Source organism: Hyphomicrobiales bacterium (assembly GCA_016710435.1).
Classification (GTDB): domain Bacteria; phylum Pseudomonadota; class Alphaproteobacteria; order Rhizobiales; family Aestuariivirgaceae; genus Aestuariivirga.
In genome coordinates this window covers 1,895,605-1,922,554 of record JADJVV010000001.1, presented here as the reverse complement: position 1 = coordinate 1,922,554, position 26,950 = coordinate 1,895,605, and the positions used below count along the sequence as shown (strand labels likewise).

The 26,950-nt window shown below is 62.1% G+C and carries 26 protein-coding genes and 1 tRNA gene; 11 read left to right on the top strand and 16 right to left on the bottom strand.

Annotated features, from left to right (window positions below; translation table 11 throughout):
* Nucleotides 1–66: 66 nt before the first annotated feature.
* The 4 genes from IPM06_09310 to IPM06_09295 all read left to right on the top strand — a co-directional run bounded on the left by IPM06_09310 (nt 67) and on the right by IPM06_09295 (nt 4,665).
* Complete coding sequence (locus IPM06_09310) at nt 67–2,949, top strand: DUF4114 domain-containing protein (GenBank protein ID MBK8770613.1); 2,883 nt, start codon at nt 67–69, stop codon at nt 2,947–2,949.
* Nucleotides 2,950–2,957: 8 nt separating this feature from the next.
* Nucleotides 2,958–3,302 (top strand): hypothetical protein, encoded by a 345-nt coding sequence (locus IPM06_09305; GenBank protein MBK8770612.1) that lies wholly within the window; start codon nt 2,958–2,960, stop codon nt 3,300–3,302.
* Nucleotides 3,303–3,325: 23 nt separating this feature from the next.
* Nucleotides 3,326–4,273, top strand: a complete 948-nt coding sequence (locus IPM06_09300) for a UTP--glucose-1-phosphate uridylyltransferase (protein MBK8770611.1) — start codon at nt 3,326–3,328, stop codon at nt 4,271–4,273.
* 137 nt (nt 4,274–4,410) lie between these two features.
* The gene (locus tag IPM06_09295) at nt 4,411–4,665 is read left to right on the top strand and encodes a hypothetical protein (GenBank protein ID MBK8770610.1); all 255 of its coding nucleotides are present in this window, start codon (nt 4,411–4,413) and stop codon (nt 4,663–4,665) included.
* 20 nt (nt 4,666–4,685) lie between these two features.
* Here IPM06_09295 and IPM06_09290 read toward each other — a convergent pair whose 3' ends face one another.
* Nucleotides 4,686–6,062, bottom strand: coding sequence for an MFS transporter (locus IPM06_09290; protein ID MBK8770609.1), 1,377 nt, complete (start codon nt 6,060–6,062; stop codon nt 4,686–4,688).
* On the bottom strand, nt 6,059–6,301 hold the full coding sequence (locus tag IPM06_09285) for a DUF2798 domain-containing protein (protein ID MBK8770608.1): 243 nt from the start codon (nt 6,299–6,301) through the stop codon (nt 6,059–6,061). The genes IPM06_09290 and IPM06_09285 overlap by 4 nt, the downstream gene beginning before the upstream one ends.
* Nucleotides 6,302–6,416: 115 nt before the next feature.
* On the opposite strand from IPM06_09285, the gene IPM06_09280 reads away from it, so the two are divergent.
* Nucleotides 6,417–7,304: a LysR family transcriptional regulator gene (locus tag IPM06_09280; GenBank protein ID MBK8770607.1), complete on the top strand. Its 888-nt coding sequence runs from the start codon at nt 6,417–6,419 to the stop codon at nt 7,302–7,304.
* A 12-nt stretch (nt 7,305–7,316) separates the two neighbouring features.
* Here IPM06_09280 and IPM06_09275 read toward each other — a convergent pair whose 3' ends face one another.
* The 3 genes from IPM06_09275 to IPM06_09265 form a co-directional block, all read right to left on the bottom strand.
* Nucleotides 7,317–7,970: a hypothetical protein gene (locus IPM06_09275; protein ID MBK8770606.1), complete on the bottom strand. Its 654-nt coding sequence runs from the start codon at nt 7,968–7,970 to the stop codon at nt 7,317–7,319.
* 57 nt (nt 7,971–8,027) lie between these two features.
* Entirely contained in the window at nt 8,028–9,170 is a 1,143-nt protein-coding gene (locus tag IPM06_09270) for a hypothetical protein (protein ID MBK8770605.1), read from the bottom strand.
* Nucleotides 9,171–9,620: 450 nt separating this feature from the next.
* A tRNA-Ser gene (locus tag IPM06_09265) sits at nt 9,621–9,710 on the bottom strand.
* Between the two features lie 293 nt (nt 9,711–10,003).
* On the opposite strand from IPM06_09265, the gene IPM06_09260 reads away from it, so the two are divergent.
* Nucleotides 10,004–11,041, top strand: a complete 1,038-nt coding sequence (locus IPM06_09260; protein ID MBK8770604.1) for an aspartate-semialdehyde dehydrogenase — start codon at nt 10,004–10,006, stop codon at nt 11,039–11,041.
* Nucleotides 11,042–11,074: 33 nt separating this feature from the next.
* Here IPM06_09260 and IPM06_09255 read toward each other — a convergent pair whose 3' ends face one another.
* Nucleotides 11,075–11,524 (bottom strand): Rrf2 family transcriptional regulator, encoded by a 450-nt coding sequence (locus tag IPM06_09255; GenBank protein ID MBK8770603.1) that lies wholly within the window; start codon nt 11,522–11,524, stop codon nt 11,075–11,077.
* A 125-nt stretch (nt 11,525–11,649) separates the two neighbouring features.
* On the opposite strand from IPM06_09255, the gene IPM06_09250 reads away from it, so the two are divergent.
* The 3 genes from IPM06_09250 to IPM06_09240 are packed head-to-tail and all read left to right on the top strand — an operon-like array spanning nt 11,650 to nt 14,010.
* Nucleotides 11,650–12,129: a hypothetical protein gene (locus tag IPM06_09250; protein ID MBK8770602.1), complete on the top strand. Its 480-nt coding sequence runs from the start codon at nt 11,650–11,652 to the stop codon at nt 12,127–12,129.
* 41 nt (nt 12,130–12,170) lie between these two features.
* On the top strand, nt 12,171–13,310 hold the full coding sequence (gene nirK / locus IPM06_09245) for a nitrite reductase, copper-containing (protein MBK8770601.1): 1,140 nt from the start codon (nt 12,171–12,173) through the stop codon (nt 13,308–13,310).
* 16 nt (nt 13,311–13,326) lie between these two features.
* Nucleotides 13,327–14,010, top strand: a complete 684-nt coding sequence (locus tag IPM06_09240) for an SUMF1/EgtB/PvdO family nonheme iron enzyme (protein ID MBK8770600.1) — start codon at nt 13,327–13,329, stop codon at nt 14,008–14,010.
* Nucleotides 14,011–14,131: 121 nt separating this feature from the next.
* On the opposite strand, the gene IPM06_09235 is transcribed toward IPM06_09240, so the two are convergent.
* The 5 genes from IPM06_09235 to acnA form a co-directional block, all read right to left on the bottom strand.
* Entirely contained in the window at nt 14,132–16,204 is a 2,073-nt protein-coding gene (locus IPM06_09235) for an FAD-dependent oxidoreductase (protein ID MBK8770599.1), read from the bottom strand.
* Between the two features lie 131 nt (nt 16,205–16,335).
* Nucleotides 16,336–16,881, bottom strand: a complete 546-nt coding sequence (locus IPM06_09230) for a fasciclin domain-containing protein (GenBank protein MBK8770598.1) — start codon at nt 16,879–16,881, stop codon at nt 16,336–16,338.
* 120 nt (nt 16,882–17,001) lie between these two features.
* The gene (locus IPM06_09225; protein ID MBK8770597.1) at nt 17,002–17,733 is read right to left on the bottom strand and encodes a DUF1223 domain-containing protein; all 732 of its coding nucleotides are present in this window, start codon (nt 17,731–17,733) and stop codon (nt 17,002–17,004) included.
* Between the two features lie 55 nt (nt 17,734–17,788).
* The gene (locus tag IPM06_09220) at nt 17,789–18,106 is read right to left on the bottom strand and encodes a hypothetical protein (protein ID MBK8770596.1); all 318 of its coding nucleotides are present in this window, start codon (nt 18,104–18,106) and stop codon (nt 17,789–17,791) included.
* A 104-nt stretch (nt 18,107–18,210) separates the two neighbouring features.
* Nucleotides 18,211–20,952 (bottom strand): aconitate hydratase AcnA, encoded by a 2,742-nt coding sequence (gene acnA / locus IPM06_09215; protein ID MBK8770595.1) that lies wholly within the window; start codon nt 20,950–20,952, stop codon nt 18,211–18,213.
* A gap of 238 nt (nt 20,953–21,190) precedes the next feature.
* On the opposite strand from acnA, the gene IPM06_09210 reads away from it, so the two are divergent.
* Nucleotides 21,191–21,754 (top strand): hypothetical protein, encoded by a 564-nt coding sequence (locus IPM06_09210; protein MBK8770594.1) that lies wholly within the window; start codon nt 21,191–21,193, stop codon nt 21,752–21,754.
* Nucleotides 21,755–21,763: 9 nt separating this feature from the next.
* Here the strand turns inward: IPM06_09210 and IPM06_09205 are convergent, their stop codons facing one another.
* The 4 genes from IPM06_09205 to sdhC are packed head-to-tail and all read right to left on the bottom strand — an operon-like array spanning nt 21,764 to nt 25,189.
* The gene (locus IPM06_09205; protein MBK8770593.1) at nt 21,764–22,540 is read right to left on the bottom strand and encodes a succinate dehydrogenase iron-sulfur subunit; all 777 of its coding nucleotides are present in this window, start codon (nt 22,538–22,540) and stop codon (nt 21,764–21,766) included.
* Between the two features lie 8 nt (nt 22,541–22,548).
* Nucleotides 22,549–24,393, bottom strand: a complete 1,845-nt coding sequence (locus IPM06_09200; GenBank protein MBK8770592.1) for a succinate dehydrogenase flavoprotein subunit — start codon at nt 24,391–24,393, stop codon at nt 22,549–22,551.
* Nucleotides 24,393–24,767 (bottom strand): succinate dehydrogenase, hydrophobic membrane anchor protein, encoded by a 375-nt coding sequence (gene sdhD / locus IPM06_09195; protein ID MBK8770591.1) that lies wholly within the window; start codon nt 24,765–24,767, stop codon nt 24,393–24,395. Before sdhD ends, IPM06_09200 begins: the two co-directional genes overlap by 1 nt.
* Nucleotides 24,768–24,781: 14 nt before the next feature.
* The gene (gene sdhC, locus IPM06_09190) at nt 24,782–25,189 is read right to left on the bottom strand and encodes a succinate dehydrogenase, cytochrome b556 subunit (GenBank protein MBK8770590.1); all 408 of its coding nucleotides are present in this window, start codon (nt 25,187–25,189) and stop codon (nt 24,782–24,784) included.
* Between the two features lie 81 nt (nt 25,190–25,270).
* Here sdhC and IPM06_09185 point away from each other — a divergent pair, with 81 nt between their 5' ends.
* Nucleotides 25,271–25,987, top strand: coding sequence for an extensin family protein (locus IPM06_09185; GenBank protein ID MBK8770589.1), 717 nt, complete (start codon nt 25,271–25,273; stop codon nt 25,985–25,987).
* A 29-nt stretch (nt 25,988–26,016) separates the two neighbouring features.
* Here the strand turns inward: IPM06_09185 and IPM06_09180 are convergent, their stop codons facing one another.
* On the bottom strand, nt 26,017–26,949 hold the full coding sequence (locus tag IPM06_09180; GenBank protein ID MBK8770588.1) for a proline racemase family protein: 933 nt from the start codon (nt 26,947–26,949) through the stop codon (nt 26,017–26,019).
* Between the last annotated feature and the right edge of the window lies 1 nt (nt 26,950).

Sequence of the window (26,950 nt, the reverse complement as noted above, 5' to 3'; positions counted from 1 at the left end):
TTGGCACGAGTCTTGAAATTGCAACTTCGAATTTCCCCGCAGTGGGGAAGCGAGCGAGGCAATGACATGATCAAGACGATTACCGGTACCAACAGCAATGATGTGTTGGCGGGCACGACAGGGGACGACCTCTTCATCGGCGGTGGGGGCGACGACACGCTGTGGGGCGCGGGCGGCAATGACACGTTGAAGCTGACGGGCAACCCAGGCGACTATGCTGTCACACGCAACGCCAACGGCTCCTACACCATCGCCGATCTCCGCCCCGGCAGCCCCGACGGCGTTGACACGTTCCGCGATATTGCATCGCTGTCCTTCGGCAACAACACAACTGTTTCGGTCACGAGCTTTGTTGCCGGCGCGGCCACCTATATTGCCGGCACCTCCGGCGCAGACAATCAGCTGGGCACGGCGGGTAACGACGCCTTCATCGGCAGTGCCGGCAACGACAGCATCTGGGGTGGCACCGGCGGCACGGACAGCATCACCTACAATGCCAAGTCCACCGACTTTGCCTATATGAGCAATGCCAACGGTTCGTTCACGTTGGTGGACATGCGGAACGGCAGCCCGCTCGGTGTCGACACGCTGCGCTCCATTGAAACCATCCGTTTCACTGACAAGACGCTTTCCGTCGATGCGCTCGGCATCACACTGCCGCGGCTCAATGCCGGCACTTCGGGTGCGGATATCCAGAACGGCACGGGGGGAAATGACGTGTTCATGGCCAGCGCCGGAAACGATCATGTGTGGGGCGGTTCAGCCGGGACCGATACGCTGCTCCTTGGTGGCAACCTCGCCGACTACAAGGTGGTGCGCGCTGCCGACGGCCTGTTCACGCTGACGGACCTTCGCGCCGCCAACAGCGAAGGCGTAGATTCCGTGCGTGCCATCGACTCCTTCGTTTTTGCCGACCAGACCCTGACGGAATCCCAGCTTGCGGCGCGCGCCGCCGCAGCACAGCCCAATGTGATCGGCGGCACGGCAGCCAATGATGTGCTCCTCGGTACGACGCAGGACGATGTGCTGACGGGCGGTGCGGGCAATGACCGCGTGTGGGGCGGCTTCGGCGGCAAGGACACGGCCATGTATTCCGGCAATTTCAGCGACTACATCATCACCGACAATGACAATGGATCGCTCACCATCGTTGACAAGCGGGTGAATGGCGATGGCACGGACGTTGTGCGCGATGTGGAGGTGTTCCGCTTCGCCGACCGCAGCGTGTCGGCCACGCAGGTGGTGACGGCTGCATCGACCTATGGCCAGGTGATCACGGGCACGGGCGCGAATGACGCGATGACGGCCGCCTTCATGGACGACCTCTTCGGCGCACATACATCTGACATCATGGCGGGCAGCGGCGGCAATGACACGTTGCGCGGCGGCCCGGGCCACGACCTCCTCGTGGGTGACAGCCTGAACGGCGTGGTAGCGACGCAGACGCTCAACGCCATCACCGCGACACAGCAAGGCGCACCTGCTGCCGTGCCCGGCATGCTCGCCTATACCGCCGGTGCCGACAGCACCGTGACGGTGACCTTCAACGGCGAGACTGCCGGATTCCAGAACAGCCTCGGCGTCTACAAGATTGCTGCCAACGGCGCGATCTCGGGCGTCGATATCCTGTTCCCCAATTCGTCGCTGACGGGTTCAGGCGGTGATCTCATCGCCAACACGAGTCATGATTCCTTCAGCGTGGCGGCAGGCGAGCAGTTCGGTTTCTTCCTGTTGCCGAACGGCTATGGCCAGACGGCGACGCAGGCACTCCTCGCCAATCCGTCCACCGTCTTCAAGATGGTCAATGCAGACGGCTCTCCGGCCAGCGTCCTGGCCGGCCATGAGGTGTTCCTCGCAGCCGTGAACGCAAACGGCACGACAACGCTAATCAAGTCCAACTACGGCACCAGCATCTTCCACAGCATCGATGGCACGGGCAGTTCCGGGTTGAACGGCGACTGGTTCGGCCACACCACCAACGCGCTGCGCTTCGACGATGGCTCATTCAAGATGGGCTTCGAAGACCTGTGGGGCGGTGGTGACAAGGACTTCGACGACACCACCTTCACGGTCAGCACATCGTCGCCACAGACGCTTTCATTGCAGCAGGTCGGCATTGTTGCCACCCCGGCCGGCAACGACACGTTGTTCGGCGGCGCGGGCAACGACACGTTGCTTGGCCAGGCGGGCAACGACACGCTGGAGGGCAGCACGGGGGCTGACATCATTGATGGCGGTACCGGTTTCGACACCGCTGATTTCTCCCGCGCCATCTCCGCTGTCACGGTCGATCTTGTGAGCGGTGGATTGAAGGGTGAGGCCACGGGCGACAAGTACATCAGCATCGAGCAGGTCGTGGGTTCTTCCTACAACGACCAGCTGCTCGGCTCTGCCAATGCGGACGTTCTGGATGGCCGCGGCGGCGCTGACGTATTGCGCGGTCGCGACGGCAACGACACCCTGCGCGGCGGTGCTGGTGCGGACACACTGGACGGCGGCAACGGCTTCGACACGGCAACCTACTACGACAGCGCCAACGGCGTTGTTCTCTCGCTGCTCAAGGCGCTTGGCACAGGCGGTGATGCGGCTGGCGACAGCTTCATCGGTATCGAGCGCGTTCAAGGCTCGAATGTCGGTGCCGACAGCATCACAGGCTCTGACGCCTACGACGTTCTCGAAGGCTACGGCGGCGATGATGCGCTGTTTGGCCTTGCGGGAAATGATTACCTGCATGGCGGCGACGGCAATGACGCGCTGACCGGTGGCCTTGGCAACGACACGATGGTGGGCGGCAAAGGTTTCGACACCGCATTCTTCAACGGTGCCAAGGCCGGCTACACCATCACGCAGAATACGGACGGCAGCTACGCCGTGCTGGGCGTGGATGGATTGGACCTCATCACCGGCGTCGAGAAGCTCGTCTTCTCCGATGGCGACATGCTGCTGTGAGGCGTGCCATGGGACAGTCTTATCCACTTCACGCCCTTGCCCGCGCGCAAGGAACACCCAAGGCAGTGCTGCACCGCCGTGCCAACAGCATCGCGAGCTTCGTGATGGCGTTGCACGACGGCGGTTTGACGGCAGAGGAAGCCATGACGGCTCTCGGTTTCCATTTCCGTACCGCCTGTTTCGATGCCGTCGATCTTGCAACACGCATCCTGCAGCTGGGACTTTCCAGCCAGCAGGAGACGGCAGCATCGTCGCTCAAGCGGAAAGCCAGGGTCAATGCCGCGCGCAAGAGCGCGCGGCTGGATTGCGCGCTTGATCTTCTGCGGTCCTACCCCGCTACCAAACCCCATTGAACACTCCCCTCACGAGAATGACCATGAACATCCTGAACACCACTTCCGCCCGCAAGGTCCGAAAGGCCGTTTTTCCGGTCGCCGGCCTTGGCACGCGCCTTCTGCCGGCGACCAAGGCCATGCCAAAGGAGATGCTGACGGTCGTCGACCGCCCGCTCATCCAGCTTGCCGTCGATGAGGCCCGCGAGGCGGGTATCGAGCATTTCATCTTTGTCACCGGCCGCAACAAGGAGGTGATCGAGAACCACTTCGACCAGGCCTATGAACTGGAAGACACGTTGCATCGCCGCGGAAAGGTGACTGCACTTGAACAACTGGCGCTGGACCGCATCGGCGCAGGCCGCGCCAGCTTCACGCGCCAGCAGGCCCCGCTCGGTCTCGGCCACGCCGTCGCCTGCGCGCGCGACCTCGTGGGCGATGAACCCTTCGCGGTCATCCTGCCTGACATGGTGATGCATGCAAATCCCGGTTGCCTGAAGCAGATGATGGACGTCTACGACATGCACGGCGGCAATATCATCGCGTCCGAAGCCGTGCCCGATGCGGACCTTCATCGCTACGGGGTGCTGGGTCTCGCGAGTGCCACGGGCAATGTCTATCGTGTGGATTCGATGGTTGAGAAGCCGGCACCGGGGCGCGCGCCCTCGAACCAGATCATCTCTGGCCGTTACATTCTCCAGCCGGAAATATTCAACATTCTCGATACGGTGAAGCCGGGCGCCGGAGGCGAAATCCAGCTCACGGATGCGCTTATCGAAATGCTGGCCCGGCAAGCCTTCCACGCCGTTCGCTACGAGGGCAAGACCTACGACTGCGGTGACCGGCTGGGCTTTATCCTCGCCAATCTCGCCTTTGGCCTGTCCCGCCCGGACCTCGGCAAGGACTTGCGGCAGGCATTGATCCGCATGCTGAGCGATATGGACATGGCGGGAGAGGAGATTCCTCAGCAGTCACTCTCGCATGCAGCCTGAGCGCGCAGACCACCGGAGATGGGCATCGGCCTGAGAGGCCGATTCCCATCTCCCATGCGTTCATCATGAGAATCCGTCACGTCCGCAAAGCGCTGGCCTGTGATACGCTGCGGCGTCAGTTCCTTGTGAGGTGCATCATGTTCAGATCCTTCCTGGCTCTCGGTGTTCTTCTTTTCGTGACAATGGACCTCGGCATGGCGCGGGCGGAAACCGTTTCCGAAACCACCGTGGAGAAAGCATGCGGCGGCCAGATTGAAGGCGGTTGCAACAAGACCCAATGCGCGACGGGTTGCCAGAAGAAGGAGAAGGGCAAGACCTATGACTATGGCTGCGTATTCTCCTCCAAGCCGGGCAAGACAAAGGCCACCTGCAACAAGACGCTGCTCTACTAGCGGCGCGTGCAGCCTCTCCCTCAATCCTTCGCAATGAATGATGCCGCCAAGGCAGTTGCCACCACGGCAGCCGCGACGAGGAATACAATCGCCAATCCCGAATGATCTGTTGCAAGCGTCCATGGAAGCGCAATTGCGGGTCCCGCAGCATAGACCGCTCCCATCACCGAGGCGCCGCTAATCAGGCCGAGGTTGCGCGACAGCCCGAGCAATGCGGATGTGACACCGCGGTGGGCCTTGTCGACGTTGTGCATGAGGCGCGTGGTGTTGGCCGCTTGAAACACCGCATAGCCCAGCGTGATCAGGGCAAGGCTCGCCGCATATCCCGTGAGGCCCAGGCGCTGGGGCAGGATTCCCATGAGCACCGATCCTGCGAGAGCCGTCCCGAGGCCGACGAACAACACGCGTGATGCTCCGATGGAATCCACCAGCTTGCCGGCTGGCGCACCGGCCAGGGCCGCAATCACCGGTCCCAGCGACATCACAAGTCCCGTCTGGCCGGGCGTGAGGTGGAGGTGTTCGGTGAGATAGAACGGCCCGACAACAAGCGTCGTCATGACGACGGCCGAGATAGCCATCATGGAATAGAGACCGCTGGACACTTTTGGCTGCTTGAGAAGCCCGAGTTGCACAAGCGGCACAGAGGTGCGCAACTCGTGAAGCACGAAGCCAGCAAGCCCGAGCAAGGCGAGGACGGCCAGGCCCAGAACCAATTGCACCGGGACCTTGCCACATAGGGTCGCTGCCGCGCTGACGGCCGCCAGGGATGCGGCGAGCAACACCATGCCAGTGCCATCATAGGAGCCCACGCTTGCTTGCGGCACGCTGTCAGACGGGAATGCACGCTGCAGCACCCACGCCACTCCGCCCAACAGCGCGAGAAGAAGAAAGATGGCGTGCCAACCGACCGTTGCCAGCAAAAGGCCGCCCAGGCTTGGACCAAGAGCCGTTCCGGCTGCGGAGATTGTGCCCAACCATCCCATGGCCGTGCCTGCCTTGTGCGGGGGAACGATGTCGCCCACCATCGCGATCGACAGCGCCATCAGCAGGGCGGCGCCTGCCCCTTGCGCGATACGCGCTGCAACAAGGAAGGGAAGGCTGGGGGAAATTGCAGCGGCCGCAGAAGCCACTGCAAAGACGGCAATCCCAGCCGACAGCATGCGGGATTTTCCCAGCTGATCGCCAAGCCGCCCTGCCCCGACAATGAAGCTGGTCATGGCCAGCAGGTAAGAGATGACAATCCATTGTGCCCCGGCCATCGGCACGTCAAAGTGCGCTGCCAGCGTGGGCAAGGCCACATTGGCGATGCTGGTGCCGAGTGAAGGCAGCAGCATCGCCAGTCCCAGGACGGCAAGAGACGGCCATCGGCCGGTGCCTGCTTCCGCTGCGGCACTCATCCCCGCACCTGCGGCGCTGGTGCCTTCACGAACAATCCGACAAAGCGCCGTGCCAGCGGCGCGACGAGCAGAACCGTGGGGAATGCGATGAGCCACGACGGCAGCCAGGCGCTGATCCACATGCTGCCGAAATCATCCGCAAGGCCGGCGTTCCTCAAGGTCGCAATGCCGGAGACGATCAGGGACATGAGTGCGGACAGGACGAAACCGAACAGGACGGGGGCATAACGGGGTGACATCTTTCAACTCCTTCTTGATGATGCCCCTCAGCTAGCCCCCTGAAGATACTTGCGGAAGACGCACGTTTTGCATTTAATAGTTGCGTTGAACGCCCTGTCTGAAAGGGAGCCTCCGATGACGGATCTCAACCTCCTTGCAACACTCAACGTATTGCTCGCGGAAAACAGTGTGGCGGGCGCGGCCCGGCGACTCAAACTCAGTTCTTCGGCGATGAGCCGCGCGCTGACACGGTTGCGCGAGGTGACCGGCGACCCACTGCTCGTAAGGGCCGGACGCCGCCTGGTGCCCACGCCCCGCGCCACCCAGATGCGAGATGAGGTTGCCGCCCTCGTCGACAGCGCCAACGCCCTGCTGCGGCCAGCGGAGAAACTGGATGTGTCACGCGTTTCGCGCCGATTCATCCTCCGTTGCAGCGAGGGCTTCGTCGAAACCTTCGGGCCAAAGCTGCTCACACGGATTGCCACCGAGGCGCCCGGCATCACCCTGCAGTTTGTGACCAAGCTCGACAAGGACAGCGCGCCCTTGCGGCAGGGCGAGGCCGATTTCGAGACCGGTGTCGTCGACAAGAAGACTGCGCCAGAACTGATCACGCGGCCCCTCTTTCACGATCACTGGATTGCCGCCGTGCGGAAGGGGCATCCTCTTGCCTCCACACGCATGCGTGCGCGGCTTCTGTCCGAGGGACAGCATGTGGTGGTGGCGCGCCGGGGATTGCAGGATGACGACATCGAAGCGGCGTTCCAGCAGATGGGTGTGCAGCGCCGCATTGCCACGGTGGTCAACGGGTTCTCCGCTGCGCTGGCGTTGGCGCGGAATTCCGATCTCATCGCCACGGTGCCGGCCCGGCACACGGAAGGACTTCGAGCGGGAATGCAGGAGGTCAACCTGCCGGTCCGGCTCAGGCCTTTTCACATTTCCTTGCTCTGGCATCCGCGCATGAACGGCGATCTCGCCCATCGCTGGCTGCGCGAGGCGCTCAGGACGGTGTGCACGTTGCGCTGAAGCAGCGCACGGCTATGTGTAGGTTTCGGGAGAACGGAGGAATGCCTCTTCACATTGCTTCGAACAGAACCACGGCCCACTGGGTGCGGCGCGTTGATAGCTCTCGTATGGTGCGTGCATCTTGCAGACGGGATCAATCCATGCGGGGTCCGCTGTTTGCGACAGGGAAATCTCGTAGAGGCGCATCTTGTCGGGAAATGAGCGGAGTGATGTCTCACCAAGATCCCTGAGGGTGATCCCTTCCTGCACCGCCGCCTCCGCCACGGGACGGGTTGCGATCAACTGTCCGGGCTTGGCCAAGGCGGCGATCCGTGCCGCGATGTTGACGGTCGAACCAAAGAGGTCGCCTCCGCGCCGCACAACGGGGCCATGATGCAGGCTCGTTCTTGTCAGTGGCAATCGCGGGTCCTGGCGGCAGGCGGGGAGGAGCAGCCCGAGGGCACGGATTGCCGTCTTCGGATCCGGAAAGGACAGCATCACCTCGTCACCAATCCATTTGATCGGTGGCGCGTGTGACTTGAGGGCTTCGGCCACCAGTCCTTCGAAGTGTTGAAGCATGGCAACAGCGGCGTGATCGCCAAATACGCCCGTGATGGCGCTGAAGCCCGCCAGATCGATGAAAGCCACCGTCGCCAGATCATTCAATGAGGCGTCATTCCGAACCATGCGGCTACCATGACCAGACGGAGTGTGATCAATTACATTCAGACACAACAATACGCATCAGTCTGTGACAAGGAACGTCCGGTTGCTGCCCACGTCAAGCAAAGGCAGGCGCCTGTTGCCAGCGACTGTCGAACTCGCCGCGTTGCCACCAAAATGATAGGCAATACCTACAGATGCATCGAACTGTTCCCTGCCCGATCCGACCGGACCATCGGGCGCGTCCGGCACAACATAGTTGGCAGTGGCGGACATCGACAGGTAATCATTCAGAGGCACTTTGCCCGCCGCCCCGACCTGCCACTTGCCGATATCATCACCATCGAACATGCCGACATAGCCCGTGAGCTCGCCGCCAAAATCAAAGTTGTGCTTGAGGTAGGCATTGGCGTGCGTTGCCGCTTGAATCCTGGTGAGAAGGCCGGGAGCACCTGCCACCGTGACTGCCGCCATGTCGTGATTGACGCCTGTCGCTCCCCAGACACCAACTTCGGTCGAATTTGTCAGCGCATAACCAATAGAGGCCCGGACCTGCGCAAGCTCGATATCATTTGCGTTGATGCCCCAGCGCTTGGCCACCATGCCGTCATAGACGACACCGAAATTGATGCGGTCTACGATGGACGGATCAGGCGAAGACAAGTTGCCCCGCTTGTAGACGCCGGCCGTGTAGTACAACTGCTCTTCCGGATTGGTTGCATCCGGAACGATGCGAAGGCGGCCTTTCCAGTCATAGATTCCGTAGCTCGCGCCTGCCTGGAAACCAAAATCCGAATCTCCGAGTGTAAAGCCCGAGTTGACTCCGGCCACGCCACCAAAGCTGCCGGTGAGTGAGCCCGTGCCGCCATTAATATTGGTAAGTCTGTCACCGAGTGATTTGTAAGTATCGGCACCGACCCAAACATAGGTCCCTGCCAAAAGGCCGGTTGCACCCTCGGCGGCCCCAGACGGATCGGCATGAGATTGTGCCCCCGCCTCAGAACTGCCTGGCGCTGCTGCGACTTCAACAGCGCCAAACAGCTTCACCTGATCAGCTTCGCTGATATTGTACTTGGCGACGAGCGCCCGCTGCTCAGATGTGAGATTTGCAGCGTTCGCGGCGACGCTCCCAATCGCCATCGTCAAGGCGGTGGTCACCAGAAGCCGAACTGCAAGAACCGAGCATGCACTGCGATGTACCGCCAGAAGCGCTTCATTCATCATTCATCTCCCAGATTCGTTTTGGTCTGTCGCCGGTAAATGTATGACGGCAAAAGTTGGCCGGGGAAGCGGATTAGTGCCCCCGACAAACGTTGGTTGCGCAGAGTGCTGCATTTGCAACATGTACTGCAGCGTGCATTGGAATGGCCGATACGTATTTTCGGCGCCAATGATTTGCGGCCCGCAAGCGCTTAGGTCCTCGCCTCCAGCGTCCACATCAAGCGCCACCATCATTGCCGCCTGACGTGTCGGGGGGCGTATTTGTTTGCTGGACCTGCAAGGCCGTCACCTCGCCGGGTTTGTGCTGCCATTGGCCTGTGCCATCTCCGGACCCCAAAAGGCCCAAATCAGACCCCCAGTGGACGCCCGCGAACGCAACGATGGCAGAACCTTATGAACCGCCACATATTGCGGTCATTGGCGGAAGATGGCGGCTGTCTCTGAAGGAAAGTATGGCGGAGAGGGAGGGATTCGAACCCCCGGTACCCTTGCGAGTACTTCGCATTTCGAGTGCGACGCGATCGACCACTCTGCCACCTCTCCGCAGAACGGGTGTTTCCCGTGGTCGTGGGCGCTCATAGCGGAGGTTGGACGGGCTGCCAACCCCTTTTCAGGTGGCCGGGCGGGTGCGGCACAGGGGTGTTTTCCCTTGGTTGACAGGGCCTTTCCCCCTGCCTATGAGGCTGCCCATGTTCTTTGCGACGAAAACCAAAACGGTTTGACGTCATCCCTCGGGCCCCATCCCCCGCGAGGGGTGGCGGCGATGCCTTTTGGCAAGCCGGGTCCGCAAGGGTCCTGCGGGGAGCCACAGAGAAGAAATCCTCAGGAGTTCCCCCATGGGTTACAAGATTGCAGTCGTCGGTGCCACAGGCAACGTGGGCCGCGAAATGCTGAACATCCTCGCCGAGCGCCAGTTTCCCGCGGATGAAGTGCATGCACTCGCCTCGCGCAAATCGATCGGCGTCGAGGTGAGCTACGGCGACAAGACGCTCAAGTGCAAGGATCTCGAAACCTTCGATTTTTCGAGGATGGATTTCTGCGTCATGTCGGCGGGGTCTTCGGTGTCGAAGGAATGGTCGCCGAGGATCGGCGCCATGGGCTGCATCGTCATCGATAACTCGTCGTGCTGGCGCTACGACCAGGACTGCCCGCTGATCGTGCCGGAAGTGAATGCCCATGTGCTGAATGCCTACATGGCCAACCCCAACCGCAAGAACATCATCGCCAATCCCAACTGCTCCACGGCGCAGATGGTGGTGGCGCTGAAGCCGCTGCATGATGCGGCCGTGATCAAGCGCGTGGTGGTCTCGACCTACCAGTCGGTATCGGGTGCCGGGAAGGAAGGCCTGGACGAGTTGTGGAACCAGACCAAGGGCATCTTTGTCACCGACGCGCCGGAGCCCAAGAAGTTCACCAAGCAGATTGCCTTCAACGTCATTCCCCACATCGACGTGTTCCTCGATTCCGGCGACACGAAGGAGGAATGGAAGATGTCGGCCGAGACCAAGAAGATCCTTGATCCGAAGATCAAGGTGACGGCCACATGCGTTCGCGTGCCGGTTTTCGTGGGTCACTCCGAAGCGCTGAACATCGAATTTGAAAAGCCTATCACGGCGGATGAAGCGCGCGAGATGCTGCGCGAGGCGCCGGGCTGCATGGTCGTCGACAAGCGCGAGAACGGCGGCTACGTGACGCCGGTTGAATGCGTGGGCGACTTCGCCACCTTCATCTCGCGCATCCGTGAGGACCAGACCATCGACAACGGCCTCAACATGTGGGTCGTTTCCGACAACCTGCGCAAAGGTGCTGCCCTCAATGCCGTGCAGATCGCAGAATCGATCATCAATCGCGGGCTGATGAAGAAGGCCGCGTGATCGCCGCCCAAGACACACGCACAAAGGCGGGATTTATCCCGCCTTTTTCTTTTTGGCCGGTGCGAGAGCTGGCCTGAGGGATGTGGAACCGCTCGCCAGATCGGCAAGGGTCTCCGAATCAAGCTTCTGGTAGAAATCCTGCAGGGCGCTTGCCAACAGGCCCTTGATCTTGCAGGCAGAAGTGATCACACAGTCATTCTTATCGGTCATGCATTCCACAAGGCCTGAATTGCCTTCGATATGGCGGATCACGGCGCCAATCCGGATCTGATCCGCAGGCCTGGCCAGACGAAGGCCGCCGCCCCGACCGCGCGTGGAGGACAAAAATCCAGCGCGAACAAGTTCATTTGCAACCTTCATGAGGTGGTTTTTGGAGATACGGTAGGCCTCGGCCGCCTCGGCAATCGTCACCTGCCCTTCCACCTTGTCGGCGCAGAGGATGAGAAGCCGCAGGGCGTAGTCACTAAAGGTTGTGAGTCTCATGACATTTCATCTGGTACGGCAATTTCCCTCCAAATTGCTGCAGGGTCCTTGATCATGATCAAGGCGGGCAGCGGCTTCCGGTGCCAAAGATGCATCCAAGATGAATATTTAAAGGAGCACAGCCCATGACGATGAAACATCTACTCGCAATGGCGTTCGGTACTGCGGTCCTCGCCGGTTCTGCCCAGGCAGACTCGCTTGTGCGCGTGACGCTGATCGACAAGACCGGTGCCGCCGACTCGAGCGGCCTGCGCCTTGGCATGGGCATGCACGCCGACATGTCGAAGGCCAAGATGGCCGTCAATGCCAACCCGAAGACGGCCAAACGCGGCGCCGTGACACTCAATGTCACGAACCTCGCCTCAGGCATCGTGCATGAAGTGATCGTCGCGCAGATCAACAGCGGCGAAGAAATCCTGCCCTACGACGAGAGCCGCAACAAGGTTGATGCCGAGCAGCTTCTCACGCTCGGCTCGATCAACGAGATCAAGCCCAACTCCTCCGCCTCGATCACCCTCAATCTCGATCCTGGCAAGTACCTGCTCTACTGCAACATCGCCGGACACTACATGGCGGGCATGTGGACCGTCATCAGCGTTGAATGACGATCCAGGCAACAGGCAACTTTCCGGCAAAAGGTAACATCATGTCTATTCTTTCCAAAACACTCGCCCCCCACCTCACCCGCCGCAATCTTCTGGTGGCGGCGACGGCCACCGCGGCGGCGGCATCGCTCGTCTCCGCTCCCGCTTCAGCGGAGGAAGAGGCCGATATCGCCAAACTTCCCCGCGTGAAGCAGAAGCTCGTGGCGCCTCCCTTCCTGCCCGAGCATGAGCAGGTGGCAACTGGCGGCCCCAAGGTCATCGAAGTCACGTTGACCATCGAGGAAAAGAAAATGGTCATCGACGACGAGGGCACCGAAGTCTGGGCCCTCGCCTATGGCGGCAGTGTTCCCGGCCCGATGATTGTTGCCCACGAGGGCGACTATGTGGAAGTGACGCTGCAGAACCTTCCCAACAACATCATGGAACACAACATCGACTTCCATGCCGCAACCGGCGCACTTGGCGGCGGTGCCCTGACGAAGATTGTCCCCGGAGAGCAGGTCGTGTTGCGCTGGAAGGCCATCAAGCCCGGCGTGTTCATCTATCACTGCGCCCCCGGCGACATCATGATCCCTTACCATGTGGTGCATGGCATGAACGGTGCCGTGATGGTGCTGCCACGCGACGGCCTCAAGGATGGCAAGGGCAAGGCGGTCAAGTATGATCGTGTCTACTACGTCGGCGAGCAGGACTACTACATCCCCCGCGACGACCAGGGCAACTTCAAGAAGTACGAGTCTGCTGGCGAAAACATGTCGGATGCACTGGATGTCATGCGCACGCTGACGCCCACGCATGTTGTCTTCAACGGTGCCAAGGGTGCCTTGACGGGTGATCATGCCCTCACGGCCAAGGTTGGCGAGACGGTGCTCTTCATCCATTCGCAAGCCAACCGCGACTCGCGCCCTCATCTCATTGGCGGCCACGGCGATCTGGTCTGGGAAGGCGGCTCATTCAACGATGTCCCCGATACGAACCTGGAAACGTGGTTCATCCGCGGCGGCTCGGCCGGCGCCATGGTCTATACCTTCCGCCAGCCTGGCATTTACGCCTACGTCAACCACAACCTCATCGAAGCCGTGATGCTGGGCGCCACGGGCCACGTGATGGTGGAAGGCGAATGGAATGACGACCTGATGAAGCAGGTTTCAAAGCCGGGGCCGATCACCAATCAGGGCTAATCAGAGAGTAGCAACCATGTTGCGCACCGGAACCAGTCTTGCCCTCGCCGTGCTGACAGCAAGCCTCCTTCACTGGAGTGCTCCGCAGAAGACACACGATGATCTGGTTCCGGTGATTTTTTCCGGCGAGGCCCTCAAGGTTTCGCCTTACGAGGTCACCGTTGCGGAGTGGAACCGTTGCGTTGCCGCGAAGGCCTGCGAAGACATCGCAGCCCATGTGGCGCGCCCCACGGTCACTCCTGTCACCAACGTGAACTGGTTTGACGTTGAAGCCTACATCGCCTGGTACAACAGCGTTCACGTTCAACACGTCCGCCTGCCAACGGCAGCGGAATGGCGCGGCTTCAGCCGCAAGCCCGAACCGAAGGCGCTGAAGCCCCTGTGGGATGATCCGCGCATGGCATGGGCTGCGAACTACGGCCAGGAAGAATCACCGCGTGGGCCTGTGCGCCCGCAAGGCACCTGGGCCGCGACGCCGGATGGTGTCTATGACATCGGCGGCAATGTCTGGGAATGGACGTCAACCTGTGCCGCCAATGATGCGCGGATCACCGATGCGGAACATTGCCCGGCCATGACTGTCATGGGCGCGCACACGGCCTCCGTTTCGGTCTTCGTCCGCGATCCTTCCTCGGGCGGCTGCGCCTCGGGATTGCCTCCTACTCATATCGGATTCAGGCTTGTGGCGGAAAATGGGTAAGCCGCGCGCCTAACGGCCGTCGTGCTGTACGGCAAAGGACCGTCACTCCCAGATGTGATGGAATTGCGCCGCCAGTCAGCAGCGTGACGACCGAGAAGGGCCGGAGCGATCCGGCCCTTTTTCATGTCCAGAATCGCCTGAGCGGCTCCGCGCGTGGCAACTCGCGAGGAAAATAGACTGAGACATCCGCTTCATCCAGCTGCCGCGCCCAGCGATGCCCGGCATAAACCGCGGACTGGATGGTGCTGGGCGAATTGCAGTCGCCGATGCGGCTGAGCGACGGAGGCGCATTCCCTTGCGGGATTCGCGCGCGCAATGCCGTATCAAGATCGTCACCGGGCAGGCGGGCCGTCACCGTAACGAGGGCTTGCGCCGGGATGGCGCGCGTCTCACCAGAGAGATGATCCGTCACCCGCAGGGCAGCACCGTCAAAAGACTGCGCACTCACCCGCGTGACAAGCGTAACGCCGACCTTCACCAACCGTTTCGCAATCGCCGCGGCCTCCAGGGTGTTGACGGCGAAGGCCGAAGGCTGCAGCGCCGGCGTCACATAGGTCGTAGGCAGGCCCGATGCCGCACAAAGCTCGGCAATGACGCCGCCCATGTAGAAGTGGTCATCGTCGTAGATGGCAACACTGCCTTGTGGACGCTTGCCGGCGAAAATGTCGTCGGGTGTCAGAACCTCGCCGTGATCGAAACCCAGAATGGCAAAGCCGCTGTCACGGCCCACGCCATCGCGGCGCCATGTGGCCCCCGTGGCAATCGCCACATGATCGGCACCAAAGCCCAGCACATCATCCGCCGACAATCTGCTGTCGCGGTAGATGGTGACGTTGCCCAGGCGCTGCAACTGTCCGACGCGCCAGTCGCGCACGCGAATCCATTCCGCCAATCCCGGCAAGCGGGCTTCCTTCACGATACGGCCGCCCAGTTCCGTGCCAGCTTCCGCGAGATGCACGTCGTAACCTCGCCGCGCCGCCGTGAGTGCGGCTTCCAGACCCGCAGGCCCTGCGCCTACCACGAGCACCGTCCGGCCTGCACCTTTTGCCGCCACGCGCTCAGGATGCCAGCCGCGCCGCCATTCTTCTCCCATCGTCGGGTTCTGCGTGCAGCGCAGGTTGGTCATGGTGAAGTCGCTGGTCACGCACATGTTGCAGCCGATGCACTCGCGGATATCGTCGAGGCGGCCCTCTTCGATCTTCTTCGGCAGGAAAGGATCGGCAATGGACGGCCGGGCTGCGCCGATGAAGTCGAGCACACCGCCTTTCACCAGCGAGACCATGCGGTCGGGCGAGGTGTAGCGGCCGACGCCAACCACGGGCTTTGTCGTCACCTGCTTCACGAAACGCGTGTAGTCTTCCTGGAAGCCTTCCTTGCGGAAGCGCGAGGTGGCGCTGTCGTTTGCCCAGGACGAGATGTTGACGTCCCAAAGGTCGGGCAATTCGGCGAGCATCGCTATCACATCGCGGCCTTCGCCCGACGATGTGATGCCGGCGTCGCCCAGCAACTCATCGACGGCAATGCGCACGGCAACCCCGCAGGTGTCGCCCACGGCATCCTTGGTATCCTCGATCAATTCGCGCAGCAGGCGGGCACGGTTCTCCAGCGAGCCGCCGTATTCATCCGTACGGTCGTTCATGCGGCGCGAGAGGAAATGCATGGGAATGCCCAGTTCGTGCCCGGCATAGACATAGACGATGTCGAACCCGGCGCGGCGGGCGCGGAGTGCGGCGTCCCGGTGCCATTTGCGCAACGCCCGGATATCGTCCTTGTCCATGCGGCGCGCCTGCACGGGATCATAGGCGGTGACCGGACGGTGAGACGGTCCAATCGGCACTTCGCGGCTGCCGCGATTTGCCGCCGAGGGACCGTGATGCATGATTTCGATCGCCGCCAGAGATCCGTGGAAATGCACGGCTTCCGCCATCAGCGCGAGGGCGGGAATATCGGCGTCACTCCACAGGCGGCCCTCGTGATAGGGTTCGCAATCGCCGGAGGGATGGATTTCCACTTCTTCCGTGGTGACGACGGCCCAGCCGCCTTCAGCCTTGATGCCGCGCATTTCGGCGAGGGCCTGTGGCTGCGTCCAGCCGTAGCCATTGCAATGGGCAACCTGGAAGAAACGGTTGCGGGCGGTGACGGGTCCGATGCGGACTGGTTCAAACAAGATATCGTAGCGCGGATCACGGGACATTCGCCCGGTATACCGCGCGGCATATAGGAATTAAAGGGGCAGGCTCGTCACCTGCCCCTTCACATCATTCACGCATGCAATCGCGCTGCGAAACTGCCCGCGGCCACCATACACCCGCGGGCACAACGCGATTACGACTTGGGCAGGAGGACCTTGTCGATCACGTGAATGACGCCGTTCGACTGCTTGACGTCGGCAATCGTCACCGTCGCGGCCGTGCCGTTTTCGTCGCTGATCATCACCTTGCCGTCCTTGACCGAGGCGGTGAGTTCACATCCGCCTACGGTCTTCACCTTGTGCATGCCGCCGTCATCGGCAACCATCTTCTGCACATCGGCAGCAAAGGCCGCTGCGGGCACCACATGGCAGGCGAGGATCGTCGCCAGCTTTTCCTTGTTCTCGGGCTTCAGCAGCGAGTCGACAGTTCCGGCCGGCAGTGCATCAAAGGCGGCGTTGACCGGAGCGAAGACGGTGAAGGGGCCCTTGCCCTGCAGTGTTTCAACGAGGCCCGCCGCCTTCACCGCGGCAACGAGGGTGGTGTGATCCTTGGAATTCATGGCGTTCTCGACGATGTTCTTTTCAGGATACATCTCCGCGCCGCCCACCATGGGGTTCATGGCATAGGCAGCGGTTGCGAACAGGCCAGCAGCGAGCGTGGCAAGGATGGGCTTGCGCATGGGATTTTCTCCGTTGTGTGTTTCAGGCGCTGCCTCATGCAACGCACTGACATGGAGAACGGACGGAAGCTGCGGACGGATGACAGAGGCGACTGCTGTTCACGCGCTCGTGAGAAGGTGTCAGGCGCGTGCGAGGCCTATGACTTGCCCGGTCTTGTCCTTCTGGAGGACGGCGATGCACGACGTGCAATCAGGGGGAATGACGGCGTCCCGCATCCAACTGCCGCTATAGGCCTCGCCCTTCCACAGGGCGGCGGGCACCATGGACCGCACCACGTTGTGATAGGTCACCGTCTTACCCGCGTTCTCGCCGCGCTCGATTGCGGCCTGAACCTCGGGGGCGAAGGCCATCAGCCACAGCGTCGCCTCGCCCTGGAAGGGTTGGGCGGCGATGCTGACCTTCACTTCCTTGCTCGACACGGTGAGATCGATTTCAGCCTTCAGGCCTTCTTCGCGGCACTCCGAGATGAATTTGCGCACTTCCGTGGGATCGCTGCCAACCGCGTGGTAGTGGCCGTTCATCACCATCTGCGGGGTATAGACCTGCATGTCGCCGCGCGACTTGCCGTAGTCGAACTGGCGCTTGGAAAATTCAGGGCGTGCCAGCGTGTCGTGCCAGCCCAGATAATCCCAATAGTCGACATTGAGGGAGACGACGAAATTGAGCGGGTTGCGGGCCAGTTCACCCGCGAAGGCATCGGCGGGTGGACAGGAGGCGCAGCCCTGGCTGGTAAAGAGTTCGACCAGCACCGGAGCCTCCGCCGTTGCAGCCTTGCCCGCATGCGGCGCTGCGACGGCGCCCGCCATGATGGCGAGGGCCGCGCGGCGCGAGAGGGTGGCCTGGTTCTTCATGATGTGTTTATGGGCAGATCGCCGCACACATGCCAATCACATGGGGGTGAGCCAATCACATGGGAGCAAACGTCGCGGGGATGGACCCGGCGCGCGGCGTGGCCCGCCACTGGCTCACGCGGTTGGGCGTGCAGGTGCCCTCCAGCACCAGCCACGACGAGACGTTGAGGCTCATTCCGCATTTCAGCCGCCTGCCGTTGATGCAGGCCACCGCGCCTTGTGCATAGTGCCGCTCGGCGGCGAGGCACTGGCAGTTGTGGGCAAATTGCAACGGGTTCCGGGACTGGCCGGACTCGGCCTGCGCAAAGCCGGCGGGCAAGGCCATGATTGCCGCCGCGGCGGCAACCGGGTGGAACAGACGGATGACGCACATGGCTCTCCTCCTGTGTTTGCAGGAAGGACCATCGCACGGATGTGGGTCTGGCGCCAGAAGGGGGCCGCCCCGGTCCGCCTCAGGCGGACCAGGGTGCCATTGCGTCAAGCCGCCTTGGCGATGTTGCGCAGCACGTAGTGCAGGATGCCGCCGTTCTTGTAGTAGTCGATCTCGTCCAGCGTATCGATGCGGCAGAGCACGGTGAAGGTGGTCTGGGTGCCATCGGCACGGGTGACTTCCACGGTCATGTTCTCGCGCGGCTTCAGGCCATCGGCGAGACCCCTGATGGTAACCTGTTCGTCACCGCGCAGGCCCAGCGTCTGCCAGCTCTGGCCGTCCTGGAACTGCAGGGGCAGCACGCCCATGCCGACGAGGTTGGAGCGGTGGATGCGTTCGAAGCTCTGGGCGATCACGGCGCGCACGCCGAGCAGGTTCGTGCCCTTGGCGGCCCAGTCACGCGACGAGCCATTGCCGTATTCGACGCCTGCGAAGACCACCAGCGGAACCTTCTCCTTCTCGTACATCATGGCGGCGTCGTAGATCGGCATTTCCTCGTTGGAGGGATAGTGGATGGTGAGGCCGCCTTCCTTCACGTTGCCGTCTGTTCCCTTCACCATGTTGTTCTTGATGCGGATGTTGGCGAAGGTGCCGCGCATCATCACTTCATGGTTGCCGCGGCGCGTGCCGTACTGGTTGAAGTCGAGCGGCTTCACGCCGTTCGCCGTCAGGTACTTGCCGGCAGGCGAAGCCGCCTTGATCGAGCCTGCGGGCGAAATGTGATCGGTGGTGATCTTGTCGCCGAAGAGGCCGAGCACGCGCGCCGAAACAATGTCGGTCACGGGCTTTGGCGTCTTGGTCATGCCCTGGAAGTAGGGCGGGTTCTGCACATAGGTCGAGGTGTTGTCCCAGCCGTAGGTTTCGCCCTTGCCGGACTTCACCCCACGCCAGTTCTTGTCGCCCTTGAAGACGTCCGAGTAGCGCGCCTTGAACATCTTCGGCGTGATGTTCTTGCGAATGAAGGTCTCGATCTCCTTGTTCGTGGGCCAGATGTCCTTGAGGTAGACAGGCTTGCCGTTCTTGCCGGTGCCGAGCGGCTCGGTGGTGATGTCGATCTGCGTCGAACCAGCCAGCGCATAGGCCACCACCAGCGGCGGCGAGGCGAGATAGGCGGCCTGCACGTCCGGCGAGACGCGGCCCTCGAAGTTGCGGTTGCCGGAGATCACGGCAGAAGCCACGATGCCATTGTCGTTGATCGCCTTGGAGAGCGCGGGATCGAGCGGGCCGGAGTTGCCGATGCAGGTGGTGCAGCCGTAGCCCACAAGATAGAAGCCGACCTTGTCCAGTTCCTTCTGCAGGCCGGACTTCGAGAGATATTCGCTGACGACCTGCGAGCCGGGCGCGATCGACGTCTTGACCCAGGGCTTGGCATTGAGCCCCAGGGCCGCCGCCTTCTTGGCCAGAAGCCCGGCACCGATCAGCACCGACGGGTTGGAGGTGTTGGTGCAGGAGGTGATGGCGGCGATCACCACGTCGCCGTGGCCGATGTCGTAGTTCTTGCCTTCGACCGCGACACGCTTGGCCGCTTCACCCGGCTTGGCAAAGCCGCCCTTGTCCTTGGCGCTGTCGAGCGCCGAGGCAAAGCCGGACTTGATCGTATCGAGGGGTGCAAACTTCTCCGGGCGGTTGGGGCCGGCCATGGCGGGCACGACGGCGGAGAGATCGAGTTCCAGGGTGTCGGTGAAGACCGGGTCTTCGCTCTTGGCCGTCAAGAACATGCCCTGGGCCTTGCTGTATTTCTCGACGAGCGCGATTCGGTCGTTCTTGCGGCCGGAGAACTTGAGGTAATCCAGCGTCACCGCATCGACGGGGAAGAAGCCGCAGGTGGCACCATACTCCGGCGCCATGTTGGCGATGGTCGCGCGGTCAGCAAGCGTGAGCGCCTGCAGTCCGGGGCCGAAGAATTCCACGAACTTGTTGACCACGCCCTTCTTGCGCAACATCTGCGTGACCAGCAGCACCAGATCGGTGGCGGTGACGCCTTCGTTGAGACGGCCCGTAAGCTTGAAGCCGATCACTTCCGGCAGCAGCATGGATTGCGGCTGTCCCAGCATCGCGGCCTCTGCTTCGATGCCGCCCACGCCCCAGCCGAGCACGCCGAGGCCGTTCACCATGGTGGTGTGCGAGTCCGTGCCCACAAGCGTGTCGGGGTAGGCGACCGTCACCTTGAGCTTCGATTTGCCCTTCACCACGGTTTCCGTCTTCGTCCAGACGGTCTGGGCGAGATATTCGAGGTTCACCTGGTGGCAGATGCCGGTGCCCGGCGGCACGACGCGGAAATTCTGGAAGGCACCCTGCCCCCACTTCAGGAACTTGTAACGCTCCTCGTTCTGCTCGTATTCCCGCGCCACGTTGGCGGCGAGCGCCTTGGGGTTGCCGAAGTTGTCCACGACGACCGAATGGTCGATCACGAGGTCAACCGGCACCAGCGGGTTGATCTTCTGGGCATCGCCCTTGAGCAGCTTCATGCCATCGCGCATGGCGGCGAGGTCCACGACCGCCGGCACGCCGGTGAAATCCTGCATCAGCACGCGGGCCGGGCGGAAGCCGATTTCCGCCTCGCCCTTGCCGCGGTTGTCGAGCCAGGCGACGAAGGCCTGGATGTCCTTCTTGGTGACGGAGCGGCCATCCTCGTTGCGCAGCAGGTTCTCCAGCAGCACCTTCATGGAATAGGGCAATGTCGATATCCCTGGCAGACCGTTCTTTTCCGCCGCCGCGAGGCTGAAATAGGTGTAGGTTTTCGAACCCACTTTGAGCGTCTTGCGGGACTTGAAACTGTCGAGCGACATCGGATGGAGCCTCTTTCTGAGCGGGGAAATTCGCGCCGCGTATAGACCATGTTGCGTCGCAAAACAAATCAATCGAAAGGCGCATGAATGCCGCTCGGGCGCGGTAGGGGCATGTTCAGGGTTAACGCCCCGTCACCGCGTTCCTTCGAATTTGCGCCTCCCCGCTCACGGGACACCAAGGTCTTTCGGCTATGCCAAAACCCGTCTCCGGGTGGGTCCGGGACAAGGGGAGAGTGCCATGACGAAGCATGCGGTGAAGAAATGGTTGGGCTTGACGGCAGCGGCGCTGCTGCTGGCCGCCTGCGGCAACGGTGATGCCGAGGTGAAGGCCATGGTCAAGCAGATGCACATGTCGAAGCTGCAGTCGGCTGCATTCAGCGCCTGCGTCAAGGACATGAAGAGCAAGAAGCCCATCTTCATCACCGGCGAAACCGCCGTGCAGATGACCAAGGTGCCGCTGGAAGTGTGCGCCTGTCACAGCCAGACCATTGCCAAGTTGTTCAAGGACGACAAACTTTCCGGCCACACGCGCTTTGCCGACTATATCAGCAAGAAGAAGCGCAAGCCCGAACTGAAGCTGGGCCGCCGTGACCTGCGCACCGCCATGGACCCCGCAAAGGGCGGCGCCCTGCTTGTGGCCTCGTTCCGCACCTGTGCTGATGATTTCGTGAGCAAGAATGCAGAACTGAGCAAGGGCCTGATCGTGCCCTTCGAATTGCCAAAGAAGAAGCCCAAGAAAATTGAAGGCGAAGATGGCACGGATGCCGCTGCCGCCCCTGCCGAAGCCGTCACCAAATCGTAAGGGCGGTGGCTAGACCATCCGCTCCACCATCATCTTCTTGATCTCGGCAATGGCCTTGGCGGGCGAAAGGCCCTTGGGGCACGCCTTGGCGCAATTCATGATGGTGTGGCAGCGATAGAGCCGGAACGGATCTTCCAGATTGTCGAGGCGTTCGCCCGTGGCTTCATCGCGGCTGTCGATGAGCCAGCGATAGGCCTGCAACAACACCGCGGGACCGAGATAGCGGTCGCCGTTCCACCAGTAGCTTGGGCAAGAGGTTGAGCAGCAGGCGCAGAGGATGCACTCGTAGAGGCCATCCAGCAGTTCGCGTTCCTGCTTCGACTGTTTCCACTCCGCCTGGGGCGCGGGTGTTTCCGTCTTGAGCCAGGGTTCGATGGAGCGGTGCTGGGCGTAGAAGCGGGTGAGGTCCGGCACCAGATCCTTCACCACCGGCATGTGCGGCAGGGGATAGATCTTCACATCGCCCCTCACGTCGTCGCAAGCCTTGAGGCAGGCAAGCGTGTTGGTGCCGTCGATGTTCATGGCACAGGAGCCGCAGATGCCCTCGCGGCAGGAGCGGCGGAAGGTGAGCGTCGGGTCCTGCTCGTTCTTGATCTTGATGAGCGCGTCCAGAACCATCGGCCCGCACTCGTCCATGTTCACATGGTAGGTATCCACCTGCGGATTCTTTCCGTCATCCGGGTTCCAGCGGTAGATCTTGAAGGCACGGATATTCGCGCCCGCCGGCATGGGCCAGGCCCTGCCCTGCTGGACAACCGAGTTCTTGGGGAGTGCAAATTCAGCCATGTTTTCTCTCAATACACCCGCGCCTTGGGCTTGATGTAGTCGATGTCGCCGGTCATCGTGTAGTCGTGGACGGGGCGGCTTCCGAGGGTGACTTTCTTCTTGGCACCGTCAGTCCAGGCCAGCGAGTGCTTCATCCAGTTCTTGTCATCGCGGTTGGGGAAATCCTCGCGGGCGTGGGCGCCACGGCTTTCCTTGCGGGCGAGCGCTGAATCCACCGTCACTGCAGCCTGGATGATGAGGTTGGCAAACTCCAGCGTTTCGATGAGGTCGGAGTTCCACACCAGCGACCGGTCGGTGACGGCGATGTCGTCCATGCCGGACCAGATGGCGTTGATCTTCTTCGAGCCTTCGGCAAGCGTCTTCTCGGTGCGGAACACCGCGGCGTCTTCCTGCATGGCGCGTTGCATCCTGTTGCGCAGCACCGCCGTCGGAGAACCGCCCGCGGCGTAGCGGAAGCCGTCAAGGCGCGAGACGGCCTCTTCGCCTGCATCGCCCGGCAAGTCGGCATGGGTGCCGCCCTGCTGCTTCACCAGTTCGGCGCAGCGCAGGCCTGCGGCGCGGCCGAAGACCACGAGGTCGATCAGCGAGTTGGAGCCGAGGCGATTTGCGCCGTGCACGGAGACACAGGCCGCCTCGCCCACCGCCATGAGGCCGGGGACGGTCTTTTCGGGGTTCTTCTTGTCGCCGGCGAGCACTTCGCCGTGATAGTTCGTCGGGATGCCGCCCATGTTGTAATGCACCGTGGGCAGGATCGGGATCGGCTCCTTTGTGACATCCACGCCTGCGAAAATCTTGGCACTTTCGGAAATGCCGGGCAGACGCTCGTGCAGCACCTTGGGGTCGAGATGTTCGAGGTGCAGGTGGATGTGATCCTTGGCCTTGCCGACGCCACGCCCTTCACGGATTTCGATCGTCATGGAGCGCGAAACAACGTCGCGCGAGGCGAGGTCCTTGGCCGAGGGCGCGTAACGTTCCATGAAACGCTCGCCCGCCGAGTTGGTGAGATAGCCGCCTTCGCCACGTGCGCCTTCGGTGATCAGACAGCCCGCGCCGTAGATGCCGGTGGGATGGAACTGCACGAATTCCATGTCCTGGCAGGGCAGGCCGGCGCGCAGCACCATAGCATTGCCGTCACCGGTGCAGGTGTGAGCCGAGGTGGCGGAGAAAAAGGCGCGGCCATAGCCGCCGGTTGCCAGCACCGTCTGGTGTGACCGGAAGCGGTGGATGGAGCCATCTTCCATGTTCATGGCGATGACGCCACGGCAGGCACCGTTCTCCATGATGAGGTCGAGGGCGAAGAACTCGATGAAGAAGGCGGTGTCGTAGCGCAGGGATTGGCCATAGAGCGTGTGCAGCATGGCATGGCCAGTGCGGTCAGCAGCGGCGCAGGTGCGCTGCACGGGCGGGCCATCGCCCATGTTCATCATGTGGCCGCCGAAGGGACGCTGGTAGATCTTGCCCTCTTCGGTGCGCGAGAAGGGCATGCCGAAGTGTTCGAGTTCGTACACGGCGGTTGGCGCGTTGCGGCAGAGGTATTCGATGGCGTCCTGGTCACCCAGCCAGTCGGCACCCTTGACGGTGTCGTACATGTGCCAGCGCCAGTCATCGGCGCCCATGTTGGCGAGCGAGGCGGCGATTCCGCCTTGCGCCGCCACCGTGTGAGAGCGCGTGGGAAAGACCTTGGAGATGCAGGCGGTCTTCAATCCAGCCTGCGAGGCGCCCAGCGCCGCGCGCAAGCCGGAACCACCGGCACCGACGACCACGACATCGAACGTATGATCGGTAATGGGATAGGCGCGGCCACCGGCCGTGACGGTCTTGGGGGCCTTCTTCTTGATATCTGCGGCGGCCATCAGGGTGCGAAGCTCATCTTGAGAATGGAATAGGCTGAAACGGCGAAGAACGATGTCGCCACGGCGATATTGAGGGCAAGCGCCGAGAACTTGGTGAGATGCGAATGGAGGTAATCCTCGATCACCACCTGGAGGCCGAGGCGCATGTGCCAGAATGCTGATGCGAGCCCCATGATGAGGAGCAGCGCCACGATCGGATGATGCAGCGAGGCAATCACCTCCGCGCGGGTGGCGCCAAGATGCCAGATCACGAAGCCCACCATGAAAGCCATGAGCGGCAGGTTGGCGACGGCGGTGGCCCGCTGCTGCCAGAAATGATCGGTGCCGGACTTGGCCGAACCAAAGCCCTTCACCTTCTTGAGCGGCGTCTTCATGCCGGGATCGATGATCATGGCTTCACTCCGTAGGCGACGGCCCAGAGAAGGATGGTGAGGACGATGGAGCCGATGAGGTTGGCGCGCACCATCCATTCCACCGTCGACAGCTTGAAGCCCTGGCCCATGTCCCAGATGAAGTGGCGGATGCCACCGAGGGCATGATGGATCAGCGCCCAGCTGAAGCCGAACAGCACGATGCGGCCGAACCAATGGTTGAAGAACGCCTGCACGAGATCGAAATAGGAATCGGATTGCGCAGCAGCGGCAAACCACCAGACCACCAGGATGCTGCCGCCGTAGAGCGCAATGCCTGTGGCCCGGTGGGCAATCGACATCGTCATCGACAGCATTGGGCGGTAGATCTGCAGGTGCGGTGACAGGGGCCGCTGGGGACTTGCAGCCGGTTTGATTTCAGCCATCTTGTGGTCCTGATTGTTGTGGCAGGTGTTCTATCCGGTGCAGTGCACAATGGCAAATTCGGCGAAGGTAGCAAGGGCGGCATGCGGCAAAACGGCTCCCTAGCCCTGCGCGTTGCCATCCGCGCCCTGCTGGGCGTGCTGGTTTTGCTGGCGGTTTCCTATCCCCTGTCGCGGCTCGGTGTCTTTGAATGGCCGCGGGCCTATGATCCGCTGGCGCTGCCTGACCTTGATCAAACGCCCAATTTCATGACGGATTGGCAGTTGCGCCTGGCAGAGGTTGATCCGGCGGGTTGTGCCGTGGCCCTGCGGCGGGCGGGGCTCCCTGCCAGCATCCGCGCGGATCATGGCGCCCCTGCCTGTGTTGTGAGTGGTGGCGTGCTACTCTCGCGGCTCTCCCAGGCAAAACTCCGTCCCGAGGAAACGCGCTGCGTGATGGCGGCGCGGCTTTACATGTGGGAACGCCACGGCTTGCAGCCCCTCGCGCGGCGGTTGCTGGGGCAGCCTGTGGCGGAAGTGACGCATTTCGGCTCTTACAGCTGCCGCACCATGCGCGGGAAAAGCCACATGAGCGAGCACGCCACCGCCAATGCATTCGACATCTCGGGGTTCAGGCTGGGGAACGGCACGGTGATCTCGGTGAAGAAAGATTGGGCCATGGGCGGCGGCAACGCCACCTTCCTCCGTGCCGTGCGGGCCTCGCTTTGCGACTGGTTCAACGTGACGCTGTCACCCGACTACAACGCTGACCACGCCGACCATTTCCATGTGGACATGGGCTGGTACCGGACGTGCCGGTGAGAGGATCGCGGGTGGTGGCCCTTTGGCGTCTATATCGTGCGGAAACCGTCCGCATACGGATCATCGGGATGGCGTATGAGGGTGGCTTCCTTGACGACGAAGGCGCGGCCACGGATTCGGGCGATGACATGGCCCCGGTCATCGCGGCGGTAGCGGGCGCGGAACGTTCCGCCGGTCACACTCTCCTGCACCCATTCCTGACCCGGTGGCAGAACGCCATCGGCTGCGAGGCAGGCGAGCTTGGCGCTGGTGCCCGTGCCGCAGGGTGAGCGGTCGAAAGCACCGCCCGGGCAGAGCACGAAGCTGCGGCTGTCACCACCGGCCAGCGGCGGACCGAAGACTTCGACGTGATCGATCTCCTGGCCAAGCGCACCGGTAATGCCTTGCGCGCGGAGCGCCTTCTGCACGGCGATCGAAAAGACCGTCAGGTCCGTCAGATGCTTTTCATCGACTGGGCACGGCGCCGATTTGCAGAGGAAAAACCAGTTGCCGCCCCAGGCCACGTCGCCACTCACCATGCCGTGTCCCGGCACGTCCACACTCACGGCGTGGGCATGGCGGTAGCTTGGCACGTTCTCGATTTCGGCTTCGGTTGGGCTGAGGAGATCGACGGTGACGACACCGACCGGCGTGTCGATACGATGGCGGCCAGGCGACAGGCGGCCCACATGGGCCAACGTCACGGCAAGGCCAATGGTGCCGTGGCCGCACATGCCGAGATAGCCTTCATTGTTGAAGAAGATCACCCCCGCCGCACAACTCCTGTCGTGCGGCTCACAGAGCAGCGCACCCACGAGAGCCTCGTGTCCGCGCGGTTCGAGCACGACGCTGCGGCGGAAGGAATCGAAGTCACGGGCGAAGCGGGCGCGGCGTTCGGCCAACGGCCCATCCCCCAGATGGGGACCGTCCTCCATCACCACGCGCGTCGGCTCACCTTCGGTGTGGCTGTCGATCACCCGCAGC